This is a genomic window from Pseudomonas sp. IT-P2 (assembly GCF_949767575.1).
Taxonomy (GTDB): Bacteria; Pseudomonadota; Gammaproteobacteria; order Pseudomonadales; family Pseudomonadaceae; genus Aquipseudomonas; species Aquipseudomonas pharyngis.
Genome location: NZ_CATKQA010000022.1, coordinates 291,630 through 309,421, shown reverse-complemented (window position 1 = coordinate 309,421; position 17,792 = coordinate 291,630). Strand labels below are relative to the sequence as shown.

The 17,792-nt window shown below is 59.7% G+C and carries 18 protein-coding genes and 1 tRNA gene; 5 read left to right on the top strand and 14 right to left on the bottom strand.

From position 1 onward, the window contains the following. Nucleotides 1-7: 7 nt before the first annotated feature. The 5 genes from gcvP to ACM6JM_RS13990 all read left to right on the top strand — a co-directional run bounded on the left by gcvP (nt 8) and on the right by ACM6JM_RS13990 (nt 6,777). Complete coding sequence (gene gcvP / locus ACM6JM_RS14010) at nt 8-2,860, top strand: aminomethyl-transferring glycine dehydrogenase (protein ID WP_414882085.1); 2,853 nt, start codon at nt 8-10, stop codon at nt 2,858-2,860. A gap of 120 nt (nt 2,861-2,980) precedes the next feature. Then, complete coding sequence (locus tag ACM6JM_RS14005) at nt 2,981-4,357, top strand: L-serine ammonia-lyase (protein ID WP_134334323.1); 1,377 nt, start codon at nt 2,981-2,983, stop codon at nt 4,355-4,357. Nucleotides 4,358-4,450: 93 nt separating this feature from the next. Further along, the gene (gene gcvT / locus ACM6JM_RS14000; RefSeq protein WP_074688341.1) at nt 4,451-5,575 is read left to right on the top strand and encodes a glycine cleavage system aminomethyltransferase GcvT; all 1,125 of its coding nucleotides are present in this window, start codon (nt 4,451-4,453) and stop codon (nt 5,573-5,575) included. A gap of 404 nt (nt 5,576-5,979) precedes the next feature. Continuing rightward, nucleotides 5,980-6,192, top strand: a complete 213-nt coding sequence (locus ACM6JM_RS13995; RefSeq protein WP_007951194.1) for a cold-shock protein — start codon at nt 5,980-5,982, stop codon at nt 6,190-6,192. Between the two features lie 96 nt (nt 6,193-6,288). After that, nucleotides 6,289-6,777, top strand: a complete 489-nt coding sequence (locus tag ACM6JM_RS13990; protein ID WP_103387394.1) for an RDD family protein — start codon at nt 6,289-6,291, stop codon at nt 6,775-6,777. A gap of 58 nt (nt 6,778-6,835) precedes the next feature. On the opposite strand, the gene nadA is transcribed toward ACM6JM_RS13990, so the two are convergent. The 14 genes from nadA to ruvC form a co-directional block, all read right to left on the bottom strand. After that, nucleotides 6,836-7,894, bottom strand: coding sequence for a quinolinate synthase NadA (nadA, locus tag ACM6JM_RS13985; RefSeq protein WP_039766022.1), 1,059 nt, complete (start codon nt 7,892-7,894; stop codon nt 6,836-6,838). A gap of 270 nt (nt 7,895-8,164) precedes the next feature. Further along, a tRNA-Lys gene (locus tag ACM6JM_RS13980) sits at nt 8,165-8,240 on the bottom strand. A gap of 63 nt (nt 8,241-8,303) precedes the next feature. Then, on the bottom strand, nt 8,304-8,996 hold the full coding sequence (gene queC / locus ACM6JM_RS13975; protein ID WP_007951197.1) for a 7-cyano-7-deazaguanine synthase QueC: 693 nt from the start codon (nt 8,994-8,996) through the stop codon (nt 8,304-8,306). A gap of 1 nt (nt 8,997) precedes the next feature. Further along, nucleotides 8,998-9,645 carry a 7-carboxy-7-deazaguanine synthase QueE gene (gene queE / locus ACM6JM_RS13970; RefSeq protein WP_007951198.1) on the bottom strand — a complete coding sequence of 216 codons (648 nt, stop codon included), beginning with the start codon at nt 9,643-9,645 and terminating at the stop codon, nt 8,998-9,000. 165 nt (nt 9,646-9,810) lie between these two features. Continuing rightward, nucleotides 9,811-10,650 carry a tol-pal system protein YbgF gene (gene ybgF / locus ACM6JM_RS13965; protein ID WP_414882084.1) on the bottom strand — a complete coding sequence of 280 codons (840 nt, stop codon included), beginning with the start codon at nt 10,648-10,650 and terminating at the stop codon, nt 9,811-9,813. A 6-nt stretch (nt 10,651-10,656) separates the two neighbouring features. Further along, a complete protein-coding gene (pal, locus tag ACM6JM_RS13960) occupies nt 10,657-11,154 on the bottom strand; it encodes a peptidoglycan-associated lipoprotein Pal (protein ID WP_003178634.1) in 498 nt (165 codons plus the stop codon). Nucleotides 11,155-11,206: 52 nt separating this feature from the next. Further along, complete coding sequence (gene tolB, locus ACM6JM_RS13955; RefSeq protein WP_166742344.1) at nt 11,207-12,487, bottom strand: Tol-Pal system beta propeller repeat protein TolB; 1,281 nt, start codon at nt 12,485-12,487, stop codon at nt 11,207-11,209. Between the two features lie 17 nt (nt 12,488-12,504). Then, nucleotides 12,505-13,584: a cell envelope integrity protein TolA gene (gene tolA, locus ACM6JM_RS13950; protein ID WP_414882083.1), complete on the bottom strand. Its 1,080-nt coding sequence runs from the start codon at nt 13,582-13,584 to the stop codon at nt 12,505-12,507. Next, a complete protein-coding gene (gene tolR, locus ACM6JM_RS13945; RefSeq protein WP_162130475.1) occupies nt 13,584-14,036 on the bottom strand; it encodes a protein TolR in 453 nt (150 codons plus the stop codon). Before tolR ends, tolA begins: the two co-directional genes overlap by 1 nt. Nucleotides 14,037-14,059: 23 nt before the next feature. Continuing rightward, on the bottom strand, nt 14,060-14,755 hold the full coding sequence (tolQ, locus tag ACM6JM_RS13940) for a protein TolQ (protein ID WP_039766018.1): 696 nt from the start codon (nt 14,753-14,755) through the stop codon (nt 14,060-14,062). Then, nucleotides 14,745-15,212 carry a tol-pal system-associated acyl-CoA thioesterase gene (gene ybgC / locus ACM6JM_RS13935; RefSeq protein ID WP_007951203.1) on the bottom strand — a complete coding sequence of 156 codons (468 nt, stop codon included), beginning with the start codon at nt 15,210-15,212 and terminating at the stop codon, nt 14,745-14,747. Before ybgC ends, tolQ begins: the two co-directional genes overlap by 11 nt. A 127-nt stretch (nt 15,213-15,339) precedes the next feature. Then, entirely contained in the window at nt 15,340-16,401 is a 1,062-nt protein-coding gene (gene ruvB / locus ACM6JM_RS13930; RefSeq protein WP_011335643.1) for a Holliday junction branch migration DNA helicase RuvB, read from the bottom strand. Beyond that, entirely contained in the window at nt 16,402-17,010 is a 609-nt protein-coding gene (ruvA, locus tag ACM6JM_RS13925) for a Holliday junction branch migration protein RuvA (protein WP_007951205.1), read from the bottom strand. A 114-nt stretch (nt 17,011-17,124) separates the two neighbouring features. Next, nucleotides 17,125-17,652 carry a crossover junction endodeoxyribonuclease RuvC gene (gene ruvC / locus ACM6JM_RS13920; protein WP_007962095.1) on the bottom strand — a complete coding sequence of 176 codons (528 nt, stop codon included), beginning with the start codon at nt 17,650-17,652 and terminating at the stop codon, nt 17,125-17,127. Nucleotides 17,653-17,792 lie beyond the last annotated feature (140 nt).

The window sequence follows — 17,792 nt, the reverse complement described above, 5'->3', positions numbered from 1 at the left end:
ACCTGACATGACCCAAGTAAATCTCGGCACCGCCAACGAATTCATCGCCCGTCACATCGGCCCGCGCGCCGGTGACGAGCAAGCCATGCTCAACAGCCTTGGCTTCGACTCGCTCGAAGCCCTGAGCGCCAGCGTCATCCCGGAAAGCATCAAGGGCACCAGCGTGCTCGGCCTCGACGACGGCCTGAGCGAAGCCGATGCCCTGGCGATGATCAAAGGCATCGCCGGCAAGAACCAGCTGTTCAAGACCTACATCGGCCAGGGCTACTACAACTGCCACACGCCGTCGCCGATCCTGCGCAACCTGCTGGAAAACCCGGCCTGGTACACCGCTTACACCCCGTACCAGCCAGAAATTTCCCAGGGCCGTCTCGAAGCGCTGCTGAACTTCCAGACCCTGATCAGCGACCTTACCGGCCTGCCGATCGCCAATGCCTCCCTGCTCGACGAAGCCACCGCCGCTGCCGAAGCCATGACCTTCTGCAAACGCCTGAGCAAGAACAAGGGCAGCCACCAGTTCTTCGCCTCGATCCACAGCCACCCACAAACCCTCGACGTACTGCGTACCCGTGCCGAGCCGCTGGGCATCGACGTGGTCGTGGGCGATGAGCTCGAGCTGACCGACGTGACGCCGTTCTTCGGCGCGCTGCTGCAATACCCGGCCAGCAACGGTGATGTGTTCGACTACCGCGAACTGACCGAACGCTTCCACGCTGCCAACGCACTGGTCGCGGTAGCCGCTGACCTGCTGGCCCTGACCCTGCTGACCCCGCCGGGCGAGTTCGGCGCGGACGTGGCGATCGGCAGCGCCCAGCGTTTCGGCGTGCCGCTGGGCTTCGGTGGTCCGCACGCGGCTTACTTCTCGACTAAAGATGCGTTCAAGCGCGACATGCCGGGCCGTCTGGTCGGTGTCTCGGTTGACCGCTTCGGCAAACCGGCCCTGCGTCTGGCGATGCAGACTCGCGAGCAACACATCCGCCGCGAGAAAGCCACGTCGAACATCTGCACCGCACAAGTGCTGCTGGCCAACATCGCCAGCATGTACGCCGTGTACCACGGCCCGAAAGGCCTGACCCGGATCGCCAACCGCGTGCATCACCTCACCGCGATTCTGGCCAAGGGCATGAGCGCACTGGGCGTGACCGTCGAGCAAGCCAGCTTCTTCGACACCCTGACCCTGGCCACCGGCGCACAAACCACCGCGCTGCATGACAAGGCTCGCGCTCAACAGATCAACCTGCGTGTGATCGACGCTCAGCGTCTGGGCCTGTCGGTCGACGAAACCACTACCCAGGCCGACATCGAAACCCTGTGGGCCCTGTTCGCCGACGGCAAGACCCTGCCGGAGTTCGCTGCTCTCGCCGCTGCCGCGCAAAGCACCATTCCAGCCGCACTGATTCGTCAGTCGCCGATCCTCAGCCACCCGGTGTTCAACCGCTATCACTCGGAAACCGAGCTGATGCGCTACCTGCGCAAGCTGGCGGACAAGGACCTGGCACTGGATCGCACCATGATTCCGCTGGGTTCGTGCACCATGAAACTCAACGCCGCCAGCGAAATGATCCCGGTGACCTGGGCTGAATTCGGCGCCCTGCACCCGTTCGCCCCGGCCGAGCAAAGCGCCGGTTACCAGCAACTGACCGACGAGCTGGAAGCGATGCTCTGCGCCGCCACCGGTTACGACTCGATCTCGCTGCAACCGAACGCTGGTTCCCAGGGTGAGTACGCAGGTCTGCTGGCGATTCGCGCCTATCACCAGAGCCGTGGCGAAGACCGTCGCGACATCTGCCTGATCCCGTCGTCCGCCCACGGCACCAACCCGGCGACCGCACAAATGGCCGGCATGCGCGTGGTCGTGACCGCGTGCGACGCCCGTGGCAACGTGGACATCGAAGACCTGCGCGCCAAGGCCATCGAACACCGCGAACACCTCGCGGCGCTGATGATCACGTACCCGTCGACCCACGGCGTGTTCGAAGAAGGCATCCGCGAAATCTGCGGCATCATTCATGACAACGGCGGCCAGGTGTACATCGACGGCGCCAACATGAACGCGATGGTCGGCCTCTGCGCACCAGGCAAGTTCGGCGGCGACGTGTCGCACCTGAACCTGCACAAGACCTTCTGCATCCCGCATGGCGGTGGCGGCCCGGGCGTCGGCCCGATCGGCGTGAAATCGCACCTGACTCCGTTCCTGCCAGGCCACGGCCACATGGAACGCAAGGAAGGCGCGGTCTGCGCAGCACCGTTCGGCAGCGCGAGCATTCTGCCGATCACCTGGATGTACATTCGCATGATGGGTGGCGCCGGTCTCAAGCGCGCTTCGCAGCTGGCGATCCTCAATGCCAACTACATTTCCCGTCGCCTGGAAGAGCACTACCCAGTGCTGTACACCGGCAGCAACGGTCTGGTGGCGCACGAGTGCATCCTGGATCTGCGCCCGCTGAAAGACAGCAGCGGCATCAGCGTCGATGACGTCGCCAAGCGTCTGATCGACTTCGGCTTCCACGCCCCGACCATGTCGTTCCCGGTGGCCGGCACGCTGATGATCGAGCCGACCGAAAGCGAATCCAAGGAAGAGCTGGACCGCTTCTGCGACGCCATGATCCGCATCCGCGAAGAAATCCGCGCAGTGGAAAACGGCACCCTGGACAAGGACGACAACCCGCTGAAGAACGCTCCGCACACCGCAGCGGAACTGGTTGGCGAGTGGACTCACCCGTACAGCCGCGAGCAGGCGGTGTACCCGGTGGCGTCGTTGATCGAAGGCAAGTACTGGCCGCCGGTCGGTCGCGTCGACAACGTGTTCGGCGACCGCAACCTGGTCTGCGCCTGCCCGTCGATCGAAAGCTACGCTTAAAAAGAAGCAGCTATAAGCTTCAAGCCTCAAGTTGCAAGCTTCAAGCAACAAGTCAAAAGCCGACCGCTCTTGCTTGCAGCTTGAAGCTTGCCGCTTACAACTGCTCCGCAGGAGCCTCTCATGTCGTTAAGCGTGTTCGACCTGTTCAAGATTGGCATCGGCCCCTCCAGCTCCCACACCGTCGGCCCGATGCGCGCAGCTGCGCGCTTCGCCGAAGGCCTGCGTCGGGAAAACCTGTTGTCGGCCACCACCAGCGTCAGGGTCGAGTTGTATGGATCCCTCGGCGCCACGGGCAAGGGTCACGGCAGCGACAAGGCCGTGCTGCTGGGCCTGGAAGGTGAACACCCGGACACCGTGGATACCGAAACCGTCGCCGCCCGTCTCTCGGAGATTCGTGGCAGCGGCCGTTTGAACCTGCTCGGCGAACACAGCATTGCGTTCAACGAGAAAGAACACCTGGCCATGATCCGCAAGCCGTTGGCCTATCACCCCAACGGCATGATCTTCCGTGCCTTCGATGCGGCGGGATTGCAGATCCGCAGCCGCGAGTACTACTCGGTCGGCGGTGGGTTTGTGGTGGACGAAGATGCGGCCGGAGCCGACCGGATCGTCGAAGACGCAACCCCGCTGACCTTTCCGTTCAAGAGTGCCAAGGACTTGCTTGGCCACTGCACCACCTATGGTCTGTCGATCAGTCAGGTGATGCTGACCAATGAAAGCGCCTGGCGCCCGGAAGCGGAAACCCGCGCCGGCCTGCTGAAAATCTGGCAAGTGATGCAGGACTGCGTGGCCGCCGGCTGCCGCAACGAAGGCATTCTGCCGGGTGGCCTGAAGGTCAAGCGGCGGGCGGCGGCGTTGCATCGGCAACTGTGCAAGAACCCGGAATCGTCGCTGCGCGATCCGCTGTCGGTGCTGGACTGGGTCAACCTCTACGCCTTGGCCGTCAACGAAGAAAACGCCAATGGCGGGCGCGTGGTCACGGCACCGACCAATGGCGCAGCGGGGATCATTCCTGCGGTGCTGCATTACTACATGCGCTTTATTCCCGGCGCGAACGATGACGGCGTGGTGCGTTTTCTGCTGACCGCGGCGGCCATCGGCATTCTGTACAAGGAAAACGCCTCGATCTCCGGCGCCGAAGTCGGCTGTCAGGGCGAGGTCGGCGTGGCCTGTTCGATGGCGGCCGGGGCGTTGTGCGAAGTCCTCGGCGGCAGCGTGCAACAAGTGGAAAACGCCGCTGAAATCGGCATGGAACACAACCTCGGCCTGACCTGCGACCCGATTGGCGGCCTGGTTCAAGTGCCGTGCATCGAGCGCAACGCCATGGGCTCGGTCAAGGCGATCAACGCCGTGCGCATGGCCATGCGCGGAGACGGGCAGCACTTCGTCTCCCTCGACAAGGTCATCCGCACCATGCGTCAGACCGGCGCCGACATGAAAAGCAAATACAAGGAGACCGCCCGTGGCGGTCTGGCGGTCAACATCATCGAGTGCTGATCGCGCCATAAACTCGCTCTCCCTTTGGGAGAGAACACAAAACTGGCCCCCTCTCCCTCCGGGAGAGGGTTGGTGTGAATCAAGGAGTCACGCATGTCCACCGAACAACTGTCGAAAACCCCGCTGCACGCTCTGCACCTCGAACTCGGCGCCCGCATGGTGCCGTTCGCCGGCTACGACATGCCGGTGCAATACCCGCTGGGCGTGATGAAGGAACACCAGCACACCCGTGAGCAGGCCGGGCTGTTCGATGTCTCGCACATGGGCCAGATCCGCCTGACCGGCGCCAATGCCGCCAAAGCACTGGAAACCCTGGTGCCGGTGGACATCATCGACCTGCCGGTGGGCATGCAGCGCTACGCAATGTTCACCAACGAAACCGGCGGCATCCTCGATGACCTGATGGTCGCCAACCTCGGCAATGACGAGCTGTTCCTGGTGGTCAACGCCGCGTGCAAGGACCAGGACCTGGCCCATCTGCAAAAACACATCGGCGATCAATGCAAGATCGAGCCACTGTTCGAAGAACGCGCCCTGCTCGCCCTGCAAGGCCCGGCCGCTGTGACCGTGCTGGCACGCCTGGCGCCGGAAGTGGCGAAAATGACTTTCATGCAATTCACTCGCGTGAAGCTGCTGGGCGTTGACTGCTTTGTCAGCCGTTCCGGCTACACCGGTGAAGACGGTTTCGAAATCTCGGTTCCGGCAGCCGACGCGGAAAAACTCGCCCGCGCCCTGCTGGCCGAACCGGAAGTCGCCGCCATCGGTCTCGGCGCCCGTGACTCGCTGCGCCTGGAAGCCGGCCTGTGCCTGTACGGCCACGACATGAACACCGAGACCACGCCGATCGAAGCCAGCCTGCTGTGGGCAATCTCCAAACCTCGGCGTGCCGATGGTGCCCGCGCCGGGGGTTTCCCGGGTGCGGAGCAAGTCTTCGCTCAACAGCAAAACGGCGTGTCGCGCAAACGCGTCGGCCTGCTGCCGCAAGAGCGTACGCCGGTCCGTGAAGGTGCAGAGATCGTCAACGACGCTGGCGAAATCGTCGGTAGCGTGTGCAGCGGCGGGTTCGGCCCGACCCTGGGCGGTCCGTTGGCCATGGGTTACCTGGACAGCGCTTACGTCGCACTCGATACGCCCGTTTGGGCAATTGTTCGTGGGAAAAAGGTGCCATTGCTTGTAAGCAAAATGCCATTTGTTCCACAACGCTACTATCGCGGTTGATCGACTGTTTCTATAAGTAACGCGATTGCGTTATGCGTGCACTAATGTGTAACGCAATCGCCATAAAACAGTGCACTCCACTTACATACGATTCGAATTTGAACTTGGCTTATAACGTTCGAAAACAATTGAACAAGCTAATCGTATAAGCCGGACTAGTGAATCGACTAAGTGCCAGCAAGCGCAGGAAAACCGGGGCCTTCGCGGGGCTTGTTTTTTCTCCCGTAGTTGGCGTAGAGTTTGTCCACTGTGTTTGCATGGGTCAGCTTGGAATCGTGACCTGGGCAGTAGCCTACAAGTTAGCTACATCCCGTTCGACGTCTTCTTACTCTCCTGCAACCAGCCCCAGTACTCTTTCATGAGAAGGAGACTGTCATCAATTTTTGCGTCAAAGGAAATAAGAAATGTCCACACGTCAGAGCGGTACCGTCAAGTGGTTTAACGACGAGAAAGGTTTTGGTTTTATCACTCCAGAAAGCGGTCCGGATCTGTTCGTGCATTTCCGCGCCATTCAGGGCAACGGCTTCAAGAGCCTGAAAGAAGGCCAGAAAGTGACCTTCGTTGCAGTGCAGGGCCAGAAAGGCATGCAAGCTGACGAAGTCATCGCAGAAGCCTGATTTCTGTTACGAAAAAGCCCCTGATATTGATATCAGGGGCTTTTTTGTGGGCGCAAATCCGTAAAATGGCGCTTCACTTTCCGTCCAGAGGCTGCCATGTCGAAACACCTGCTCACCCCCCAGGGCGATTTCCCCGCCGTCGGCCTGGGTCGTCGTCTGGCAGCGATGTTCTATGACTTTTTGCTGTGCACCGCTCTGCTGATCGTGACCGGTTTTGTTTACAAGCTGATCCAGGCGGCAATCATCGGCGAAGAGCGCCTGCGCGTCATGACCGACGCCGGGCAGCTGGATGGCGATCCGCTGTACTCCACGGTGCTGCTGTTGGTGCTGTTTGGCTTCTTTGCCAAGTTCTGGACCCACGCCGGGCAGACCCTGGGCATGCAAGTGTGGGGCATTCGCGTGCAAAACGCCGATGGCACTGCGATCAGCCTGTGGCAGGCGCTGCTGCGGTTCATGGTGTCGATTGCGTCGTGGCTGTGCCTGGGCCTGGGTTTCTTCTGGTCGCTGCTCGATAAGCAGAAGCGCGCCTGGCATGACATCTACTCCGACACACAGCTCGTGCGAATTCCGAAGAAAACCAAATAATCCTCCAGATGCAAAAACGCCCCGATCCAATCGGGGCGTTTTTGTTTGCGTCGCAAGGTCAGGCGTTGCCGGCCAGTTTCATCCGTGCGGCCTGAGTGAAATCGAGCATGCGCTTGAGCGGACGAATCGCCTGAGGAATCAGGGCCGGGTCGACGAAGATCTCGTTCGAGCCCTCCTTCAGGCACTTCAGCGTGCGTTCAAGGGTGTTCATGGCCATCCACGGGCAATGTGCGCAACTGCGGCATGCCGCGCCGTTACCGGCGGTTGGCGCCTCGATGAAGACCTTGTCCGGGCACAGCTGCTGCATCTTGTAGAAGATGCCGCGGTCGGTAGCGACGATCAGAGTCTTGTTCGGCAGCGATTGAGCGGCGGCAATCAGCTGACTGGTGGAACCGACGGCGTCCGCCAACTCGATTACCGAGGTCGGCGACTCCGGATGCACCAGAATGGCGGCGTCCGGGTACAGCGCTTTCATGTCTTCCAGCTGCTTGGACTTGAACTCTTCGTGGACGATGCATGCACCATCCCAGAGCAGCATGTCGGCGCCGGTCTGACGCTGGATGTAGGTGCCCAGGTGCTTGTCCGGACCCCAGATAATGGTTTCGCCGTTGTCCATCAGGCTTTCGACGATTTCCAGTGCACAACTGGAGGTCACCACCCAGTCGGCCCGGGCTTTGACGGCGGCCGAGGTGTTGGCGTATACCACCACGGTGCGTTCCGGATGCTGATCGCAGAACGCCGAGAACTCATCCACCGGGCAACCCAGATCCAGCGAGCAGGTGGCTTCCAGGGTCGGCATCAACACACGTTTTTCAGGGTTGAGAATCTTCGCGGTCTCGCCCATGAATTTCACGCCGGCAACCACCACGGTCTTGGCCGGATGGGCATTGCCGAAGCGGGCCATTTCCAGGGAATCGGAAACACATCCGCCGGTTTCTTCGGCGAGGGCCTGGATGATCGGATCGCAATAAAAGTGGGCAACCAGCACCGCGTCCTGAGCCTTGAGCTCGGCGGCGATGGCAGAACGGTAATAAGCCTCTTCCTCGGCTGTCAGCGGCTTGGGCTGCTTGGCGTCGAGGTGGGCTTGTACCAGAAGGCGTTCGGAAATCTGCGTCATGTTCGCAAGACCTGCAGGCGCGTTCGCGCGAAAGTCGAGTATACACCCGGCTCCGGACCGCTTGAGGGTACCGCCGGGAGAGTGAGTATTATCAGGCACGGACAGCAATGAAGCTGCGCAAGGCTACAGAATATCCCGTTGATACAAAAGATGATTCTGACCTGCGTCACGGCGGAAAGAAACGAAGGGAGGCATGCCTGAATCGCAGGCAAAAAAAAATCCGGAAATCCTCACTTTCGTGGGCCTTCCAGACTTTTAAAACAGCAAAAATGGTGGGTCGTGTGGGATTCGAACCTACGACCAATTGGTTAAAAGCCAACTGCTCTACCAACTGAGCTAACGACCCGCTGTGTGGTGGCGCGTATAATACTGATTTTTAAGGACTATTCAACACCTAATTTGAAAAAAATCAAAAATAAGGTGTCGGGTCGCTGATTCCGGCCGCCGCGAAGCCTTCTGCACGCAGTCGGCAGCTGTCGCATTTACCACAAGCACGCCCGTCATCGTCAGCCTGATAGCAGGAAACAGTCAGCCCGTAATCAACGCCAAGCTTCACCCCCGCCTGGACGATCTGCGCCTTGCTCAGATTCTGCAGCGGTGCCTGGATGCGGAAACCATTGCCTTCCACCCCGGCCTTGGTCGCCAGATTGGCCATGCGCTCGAACGACTCGATGAACTCGGGACGGCAATCCGGGTAACCGGAGTAATCCACCGCGTTGACGCCGATAAAGATGTCACGGGCGCCGAGCACTTCAGCCCAACCCAGGGCCAGCGACAGGAAAACTGTATTGCGCGCCGGCACGTAAGTCACCGGGATGCCTTCGCCCAGCTCTTCCGGGATATCGATGCTGGTGTCGGTCAGGGCCGAACCGCCCATGCCGTTCAGGTTCAGGCCGATCACCTTGTGCTCGACCACGCCCAGATCGCGGGCAACGCGAGCAGCAGCATGCAGCTCGGCGTGGGAACGCTGACCGTAATCGAAACTCATGGTGTAGCAGGCGTAGCCTTCAGCGCGGGCCATGGCCACGACAGTGGCCGAGTCCAGGCCACCCGACAGCAGGATTACCGCACGTTTTTGGCTAGTGTTCAGTTGTTCAGTCATCTCAGCGCCCCGGCTCATCATTCCATAGATATTTATGCAGCTGCAGTTGCAGGCGCACTGGCAGGTTATCCGCCACCACCCAGTCCGCCAGATCCCGAGCATTTAGGTCGTGGTGACTTGGAGAAAACAGCACTTCACCCGCACGTCGTTCCAGACCGTACTGGATCAGCTTCGATACCGCCCAGTCATAGTCCTCCCGCGAGCAGATGACAAACTTCACCTGATCGTTGGGCGTCAGCAGTTCGATGTTCTCGTAACGGTTGCGATGGGCTTCTTTGGAGTCTGGCGTCTTCAGGTCGACCACCCGACTGACCCGCGGATCGACCGCCGAGATGTCGAGGGCGCCGCTGGTTTCCAGCGAGACTTCGTAGCCGGCATCGCACAACTGCTTGAGCAAAGGGATGGCATTGGGTTGTGCCAACGGCTCACCGCCAGTGACACAGACGTAGCGCGGGCGAAAGCCGGCCACTTGCTCGAGGATGTCGTCGAGGGTGCGGATCGTGCCACCGCTGAAAGCGTAGGCGCTGTCGCAGTATTGGCAACGCAATGGGCAACCGGTCAGGCGCACAAAAACAGTGGGCAGCCCGGCAGTCCGCGTTTCCCCCTGCAACGAGTAGAAAACTTCGGTGATTCTCAATGTGTCTTGCATAGTCGCCACGGGCGTAACAGCTAAACAGGCTGTCCGCCTCCGTCAGGCACTTCAGGCAACCCCGCCAACGCGTAGATCACCAGAAGCGTGTTTCATAAAAGGGCGTGAATTCTAACGAAAAAACCCGCGACAAGCGCGGGTTTCTTCCAAACGGGTCAAAGCATGTTACATGCGTTGCAGATCGCGCTGGGCCAACTGAGCGGCGGACGTGCCCGGATATTGGGCCACCACCTGCTGCAGAATGCCTTTGACCTTGTCGGTATGACCGAGGCGACGCTCTACATCAGCCAGCTTGTACAGCGAATCCGGCACTTTGGCGTGCTTGGGATACAGCTGCGAAACCTTGGCGAAAGCCTGACCTGCACCTTGCAGATCGCCTTTGGCCAGGTTCACTTCACCCAGCCAGTACTGGGCATTGCCTGCGTATTGGCTGTTCGGGTATTTACGCAGGAATGCGGCAAACGCCTGGCTGGCCTTGTCGAAATCCTTGGCCTTGATCAGGTCGAAAGCGGCATCGTAATACAGCTTTTCCTTGGCCGGATCAGCCGGTTCGCTACCTGCGGCAGGTGCCTGGGCGGCAGCAGCGGCGCCGGCTCCAGCAGCAGCACCGGCAGCAGCACTTGCATCGCCACCGGCAGAAGAATTCTCGGGAGTCGCGGCTGGTGCAACGCCGGATCCTATGCGCCGATCAAGATCCTGGTATCGCTCCAGGGATTCCTGCTTCATGCGCGCAACCTGATTCTGCAGTTCTTCGATCACGCCTTGCTGGCGAGATATCTCATCCTGCATTTGTTGCAGTTGGTTGAACAGCATGCCTTGTGCCGAGGCAGGGGCCGAAGCCGCTCCCCCGGCATAGGCGCCGTTCGTACCGTAACCTGCAGGCGGATAACTGCTCCCGCTATTGTTATAACCGGAGTTGTCATCGACCACAGGAACCGCAGCCCACGCCGCAAGCGGCACGAGGCTGAGAGCCAGAACAGTTACAGCACGACGGCACGTTCGCATATCGAATTACTTACGCAGTTCGACGCGACGGTTTTGAGCCCAGGACTGCTCGTCGTTGCCGGTAGCAACTGGACGCTCTTCGCCGTAGGAAACCAGTTCCAGCTGAGCTGGGGAAACACCTTGCAGTACCAGGTAGCGCTGAACGGCTTTCGCACGACGCTCGCCCAGTGCCATGTTGTACTCACGAGTACCACGTTCGTCGGTGTTGCCTTCCAGAACAACGCGAGCGCCGTTTGCTTTCAGGTCTTTGGCGTGAACGTCCAGAGCGCGCATGGCTTCTGGCTTCAGGTCCGAGCTGTCGTATTCGAAGTAGAAGGTGGTGATTGCGCGCAGAGCAGCTTCTTCGCTCAGGGAACCGTCAACTGCACCAGTGTTTGCGCCGTAACCAGCGTTTGGATCAACAGCGCCTTCACCGGCGTTGTCGCCGCCTTTGGACGAGCAACCTACAGCTACAGCCATGGCCAGAGCCAGCGCAGCAAATTTACCAAACTTCAGCATTTCCATCGTGAAACTCCTAATGAACCCCAGTGTGTTAAGTAAAACGTAAAGCGCCGCGTCAGTTCAGGTAAGGGGACCAGGACGGTTCTCTGACTTCGCCTTGAGCGGTAGGAAGCGGGAGCCTCACGCGTCCATTAATGGACACGAGCATCAAGACTCCCCGGCCCTGCTGGCGGGTGGCGTAGATTACCATGGTGCCGTTGGGCGCAACAGTAGGCGACTCGTCCAGAGTGCTATCAGTGAGGATTTTTACACTTCCGCGCTGCAAATCCTGAGCCGCCACTTTGAAATTGGTGAAACCGTCCTGACGATGGATCATCACCAGGGTCTTTTCATCCGCCGAAAGCTTGGGGTTGGCGTTGTAGTTGCCCACGAACGTCACACGCTCGGCACCGCCACCACCAGCGCTGGTCTTGTAGATCTGAGGCTTGCCGCCACGGTCGGAGGTGAAGTAGATGGTCGAACCATCCTTGCCCCAGTACGGTTCGGTGTTGATCCCAGGACCTGCGGTCACGCGGGTGATCTGACGCGAACCGAGGTTCATCACGTAGATGTCCGGGTTACCGTCTTTCGACAGCACGAACGCCAGGCGATTGCCGTCCGGCGACCAGGCTGGCGCGCCGTTCAGGCCTTCGAAGTTGGTGATCTGCTCGCGACGACCGGTGTCGATGTTCTGCATGAAGATGCGCGGACGCTTCTGTTCGAACGACACGTAGGCGATACGCTTGCCGTCCGGTGCAAAACGCGGCGAAAGGATCGGCTCACGGGATTGCAGCAGGGTCACGGCACGGGCGCCGTCATAGTCCGAACGCTGCAGGGTGTAACGGGTGTTCTTCTCGGAGAAACGCTCGGCCGTGACGTACAGCAGGCGAGTCGAGAATGCACCTTTGATACCGGTCAGTTTTTCGAACGACTGATCGGAGATGTAGTGCGCCATGTCGCGCAGCTGTTCGGTGGTACCGGACACGCTGCCGTCAGCCACTTTCTGCTCGGTGGCGACGTTGAACAGAGCCCACTGCACCTGCAGACGGCCACCGGCCGGCACGATGCTGCCGACCATCATGTATTGTGCACCCACCGCCTTCCAGTCACGGAAGATGATTTCGCTCGGCTGGCTTGGCTGGCTGATCATGTTTTGCTTTGGAATCGGCGAGTAATAGCCCGAGTTACGCAAATCGTTACCAATGATTTCAGCCATGTCATCCGGCAGGACGGCACCGCCCTGGAAACCGAACGGTACGACGGCAATCGGAGTCGCCCGATCGCTGCCGCTGGTGACCAGAATGTTCTTTTCATCCGCCATCGCGATCCCTGCCATGCAGCAGATCACGACCAGCATTCCTCGAAGAAGGTTTCTCACAAGGCTAGATCCTCAGGTGTGAATGTCATCTTGAATGAACGATACGGAGCGAAATCGCTCGGCTTCATTCCCTGCATTTCCGTCAAACGTCCAATATTCTTGACCGCTGCCACTGCTGACGCATCGAACGGACCGTCGCCACTGGACTTGGCCACGCTGACCGAGGTCACCGTACCGTCCGGCAACATGCCGATCTGCAGCACAACCGTCATGCCTTTGCGTGCTGAAGGTGGACGCGCCCAGCCTTCTGCTGCCCGCGCACGAATCAGGTCATCGAAACTGCCCGCGACTTCGTCGCCCTGCTCATCGGCCAAGGCCTGCTGGCGCTGCGGCGTGTCGGAAAGCAAATCTGCCAGGGCCTGAGCCTTCTTGTCTTCGGCGGATTTACGTGCCGCTTCCTGCGCTTTCTTCTTCGCAGCATCGGCAGCAGCTTTCTTCTTCGCGTCTTCGGCGACTTTCTTCTTCGCCTCTTCAGCTTCAGCTTTCTTCTTGGCGTCTTCGGCGGCTTTCTTTTTCGCGTCTTCGACGATCTTCTTCTTGGCTTCTTCAGCGGCCGCTTTCTTGGCCTCTTCTTCAGCAGCCTTTTTGGCTTCTTCTTCGGCTTTCTTCTTGGCTATATCAGCCAATTGTTTCTCTTCTGCCTTCTTGGCTTCGGCGGTTTTCTTGGCGTCGTCGGCTTTCTTGGCTTCATCAGCCTTCTTCGCCTCGTCCGCTTTCTTCGCCTCATCGGCCTTCTTGGCTTCCTCGGCCTTTTGAGCCGCTTCTTCTTTCTTTTGTTCCGCAGCCTTCACCGCTTCCTGCTCGACCTTTTTCTGCTCCATCTGCTCGACTTCGGTCTGGCGCGCGGCGGATTTCTTCGCCTCACCCGCAATCTTCTGATTGGTCTGAGTGGTCGCCTGACTTTTCGATTTCAGCTGGTACAGGGTCGCCTGAACAATCGGCTTGGCTGGCGGCAGCTCCGGGGTCAGAGCGAAACTGACAAACAGCATGCCGAACACCAGCACGTGCAAGCCAATCGCCCAGACACTAGGCCAGAAGTAGCTTTCCGAGGCGGACGGCTCTCGCTGTTGCTGCATCAGGGCGCCTCGGTGATCAAGCCAACGTTACCGACCCCGGCTTTCTGCAACCCGCCCATGGCACCCATGACGGAGCCATAATCGACGGACTTGTCGCCACGGATGAAGACTTGGGTACGCTTGCCACCTTCAGTGCCGGCGCGAATGATCTTGGTCACCGCGTCGGTCATCTGTGGCAGGGTCATGGCCCGGTCCTGCTGTTTCTCGGTGTCGACTTCGCTGCCAAGGTTCCAGTAGTAGGTCTTGTCCGACTTGATCGAAATGGTCAGCACCTGGGTGTTGTTGTCCTGCGGCAAGGCTTCGCTGGAAACCTTGGGCAGATCCACTTTCACGCCCTGATTGAGCATTGGCGCAGTCACCATGAAGATGACCAGCAGCACCAGCATCACGTCGATGTAAGGCACTACGTTCATCTCGGCGACCGGCTTGCGCTTGTGTCGGGCTCGAGTGATTAAAGCCATCGGGAAATACCTGCTTATTCTTCGCTGGTGTGCACTTTGCGGTGCAGGATCGCCTGGAACTCATCGGCGAAGGTGTAGTAGCGGCTCAGCAAGGTTTCGCTGCGGGCAGAGAAACGGTTGTAAGCGATAACGGCCGGGATCGCGGCGAACAGACCGATCGCGGTGGCGATCAGGGCTTCGGCGATGCCGGGTGCCACGGTGGCCAGGGTGGCCTGCTGGGCGCTGGCCAGACCACGGAAGGAGTTCATGATCCCCCAGACGGTACCGAAAAGACCGATGTACGGGCTGACCGAACCGACGGTGGCGAGGAACGGCAGGCTCTGCTCGAGCTTTTCTTCTTCGCGGGAGATGGCGACGCGCATGGCACGGGCCACACCTTCCATCACCGCTTCAGGATCGACGCCTGGCTGCTGACGCAGACGAGAGAACTCCTTGAAGCCGGCACGGAAGATCTGCTCGACACCCGAATCCGGATCCGGGTTGCTGCCGGCCTGACGGTAGAGTTTGGACAGGTCGATACCCGACCAGAAACGCTCCTCGAAGCTCTCGAGGGCACGTCGACCGGCGCGTATCAGATTGCTGCGCTGAAAGATCATGATCCATGAGGTCACCGATGCGGCCACCAGAGTCAACATTACCAACTGCACCACGATGCTGGCATTGCTGACCAGGCTCCACATGGAGGAATGGTCGACGACGTTAGCTTCCACGCTTTATCTCCTGCTTTGAGTGTGTACCCGTGCCGACCGCGTCGGCAAAGGCCGCACGCAGGTCTTCGGGAAGGGCCCGGGGTTTCAAACTGTTAGTGCGCACACAGGCCACCAGAAACTGCCCTTCGCAGAGCAGCACATTATCCGTTGCCCGCCTGACCTGCTGTCGGAAGCGCAGGCTGGCACGGTTCAATTCGATTACATCAGCGCTTACCAGAAGCTCGTCGTCCAGTCGCGCCGGCGCGTGATAACGCGCTTCGCTGGAATGCACGACGAACAACAGGTCCTCCCCGGCCAGCGCCGACTGAGCAAAGCCCAGCTCCCGGAGCCGTTCGGTTCGAGCCCGTTCCATAAACTTGAGGTAATTAACGTAATACACGATGCCGCCCGCATCGGTGTCCTCGTAATAAACGCGACAACGATGTGCGAACGGCTCAAGCCCGTTTTGCGCGCGCATACTCTAGTGCTTACTCCTCGGGTTGCCAATCCAGCCAGGCAACTGTTTTTCATTGTTGGAAGGCTTTACCGCAAAAGTACCGTCCTGTGACAGTACAAACGCTGAATAAATCGACAATAAATGTGTATCAATCGTCCACGGCATCGAGAAACTCGTCTACCACGGGCATTTCGCCCATTCGTGTCGGGATGTTTAAACCAAAATGCAGGTACGCGTGGCGGGTCACCACCCTGCCCCGCGGCGTACGCATGATGTAGCCCTGCTGAATCAGGTACGGCTCAAGCACATCTTCAATGGTGTGGCGCTCTTCGCTGATCGCCGCCGCCAGACTGTCGATGCCCACCGGGCCGCCGTCAAACTTCTCGATCATGGTCAACAGCAGACGCCGGTCCTGATGATCGAAACCATGCTCGTCCACGTCCAGCAGGTTCAGCGCCAGATCTGCGACGGACTTGGTGATGTGGCCCTTGGCCCGGACTTCGGCGAAATCCCGCACCCGGCGCAGCAGACGGTTGGCGATCCGCGGCGTGCCACGGGCGCGGCGGGCAATCTCGAAAGAGCCTTCCGGATCCAGCGGCAAACCGAGGATATTCGCCGAACGGCTGACAATCGTCGCCAGGTCAGCGGTGCTGTAGAACTCGAGGCGCTGGACGATACCGAAACGGTCACGCAAAGGGTTGGTCAGCATGCCCGCCCGCGTGGTTGCACCGACCAGGGTGAACGGTGGCAGATCGAGTTTGATCGAACGCGCCGCCGGCCCTTCACCGATCATGATGTCGAGCTGGAAATCTTCCATGGCCGGGTACAGTACTTCTTCGACGATCGGCGACAGACGATGGATTTCATCGATGAACAGCACGTCGTGCGGCTCAAGATTGGTCAACAGCGCCGCCAGATCCCCCGGACGCTCCAGCACCGGACCGGAAGTGCTCTTGATCGACACGCCCATTTCCTGGGCGATGATGTTGGCCAGCGTGGTTTTACCCAGCCCCGGCGGACCGAAGATCAGGGTGTGGTCGAGGGATTCGCTACGGCCACGGGCGGCCTGGATAAACAGTTCCATCTGCTCGCGAACGGTCGGCTGGCCGATGTACTCGGCCAGGCTGACGGGACGTATCGCCCGATCCTGGACTTCTTCGCGCTCACGCGGACTGTGCGTGGCGGCGATCAGACGATCAGCTTCAATCACTTAAATCATTCCCTTCAGGGCACGTCGAATCATGTCTTCGCTGCTCAGGCCTTTCTCTTTGATCGCGGAAATCGCCTTGCTCGCTTCCTGTGGCTTGTAGCCCAGGGAAATCAGTGCACTGACCGCATCGTTCTCGGCGGTGTTGACCGGCGCCGGGCCGTCCGGCTGGTTCGGCACCAGGGCGAACATGGCCGGCGAGGTTTCCCAGGCCTTGAAGCGATCCTTCAGTTCGACCAGCAGACGCTCGGCGGTTTTCTTGCCCACGCCCGGCACCTTGGTCAGCGCCGAGGTGTCCTGGGATTGCACGCAGCGGATCAGTTCGTCGACTTCCAGACTCGACATCAAGGCCAGGGCCAGTTTCGGCCCTACACCATTCAGACGGATCAACTCGCGAAAAAAGTCTCGCTCACGCTTGCCGGCAAAACCATAGAGTAACTGCGCGTCTTCGCGTACGACCAAATGGGTGTGCAGGGTCAGCGGTTCACCGACCGACGGCAGGCGATAAAGGGTGGTCATGGGCACTTCCAACTCATACCCGAGGCCGTTTACATCCAGAATCAGGTGCGGCGGCTGTTTCTCAGCCAGAGTACCGCGCAAGCGTCCAATCACGTTTCAGATCCTTGAGCGTTGGCCAGCCGTGGGCTGGCGACCGACAGAGCATGGATTCACGGCCGACAACCCAGGCACGAAATCCACATTCCGTAAAAATGACTGCTGATGCTATCAGAGACGCAGGCGCCCGCCACGACTGCGTGCCGTTCCCAAGCCGTGCGGTAACAGACTCGAGCGTGTGTGGGCATGACAAATGGCAATGGCCAGGGCATCCGATGCATCGATTTGCGGTTTGCTGGTCAGCTTGAGCATGTGCATGACCATCATCTGCACCTGCTCTTTATTAGCGGCACCCGTGCCGACCACGGCCTGCTTGACCTGGGTGGCCGTGTACTCGGCGATTTCCAGGCATTCTTCGGCGCCGGCAACAATAGCGGCCCCCCGGGCCTGCCCGAGCTTCAGCGCCGAATCGGCGTTTTTTGCCATGAACACCTTTTCGATGCCCATGGTGACCGGACCGTAGGTCTGGATGATTTCGCGCACGCCGCGATAAACGATCTGCAGACGCTCATGCAGCTCGCCGGCTCCAGTGCGGATACAACCCGAGGCGACATAGATGCAGCCGCCACGTCCGGTATCGCGAACAATGCCGTAACCGGTAATGCGCGAACCGGGGTCGATACCAAGAATTAAAGTCATAAGCCTGCTGGTTCGAAGAAACACAAAAACAAATGAGGGAGCTGGCTTGTCAGCGATGACGGTGTGTCAGGCGCCATCATTACCTGATGTGCCGACGCCATCGCTGGCAAGCCAGCTCCCACATTGAAGCCTAGTCGCTC

Bases quoted from the DNA above. Each gene is read 5' to 3' on its own strand.
- ACM6JM_RS13995 (WP_007951194.1), top strand. From the start codon at position 5,980: ATGTCCACACGTCAGAGCGGTACCGTCAAGTGGTTTAACGACGAGAAA.
- pal (WP_003178634.1), bottom strand. From the start codon at position 11,154: ATGGAAATGCTGAAGTTTGGTAAATTTGCTGCGCTGGCTCTGGCCATG.
- ACM6JM_RS14005 (WP_134334323.1), top strand. From the start codon at position 2,981: ATGTCGTTAAGCGTGTTCGACCTGTTCAAGATTGGCATCGGCCCCTCC.
- queE (WP_007951198.1), bottom strand. From the start codon at position 9,645: ATGCAAGACACATTGAGAATCACCGAAGTTTTCTACTCGTTGCAGGGG.
- ybgF (WP_414882084.1), bottom strand. From the start codon at position 10,650: ATGCGAACGTGCCGTCGTGCTGTAACTGTTCTGGCTCTCAGCCTCGTG.
- tolA (WP_414882083.1), bottom strand. From the start codon at position 13,584: ATGCAGCAACAGCGAGAGCCGTCCGCCTCGGAAAGCTACTTCTGGCCT.
- ruvC (WP_007962095.1), bottom strand. From the start codon at position 17,652: ATGACTTTAATTCTTGGTATCGACCCCGGTTCGCGCATTACCGGTTAC.
- gcvT (WP_074688341.1), top strand. From the start codon at position 4,451: ATGTCCACCGAACAACTGTCGAAAACCCCGCTGCACGCTCTGCACCTC.
- nadA (WP_039766022.1), bottom strand. From the start codon at position 7,894: ATGACGCAGATTTCCGAACGCCTTCTGGTACAAGCCCACCTCGACGCC.
- ACM6JM_RS13990 (WP_103387394.1), top strand. From the start codon at position 6,289: ATGTCGAAACACCTGCTCACCCCCCAGGGCGATTTCCCCGCCGTCGGC.
- tolB (WP_166742344.1), bottom strand. From the start codon at position 12,487: ATGCTGGTCGTGATCTGCTGCATGGCAGGGATCGCGATGGCGGATGAA.
- queC (WP_007951197.1), bottom strand. From the start codon at position 8,996: ATGACTGAACAACTGAACACTAGCCAAAAACGTGCGGTAATCCTGCTG.
- gcvP (WP_414882085.1), top strand. From the start codon at position 8: ATGACCCAAGTAAATCTCGGCACCGCCAACGAATTCATCGCCCGTCAC.
- ybgC (WP_007951203.1), bottom strand. From the start codon at position 15,212: ATGCGCGCGCAAAACGGGCTTGAGCCGTTCGCACATCGTTGTCGCGTT.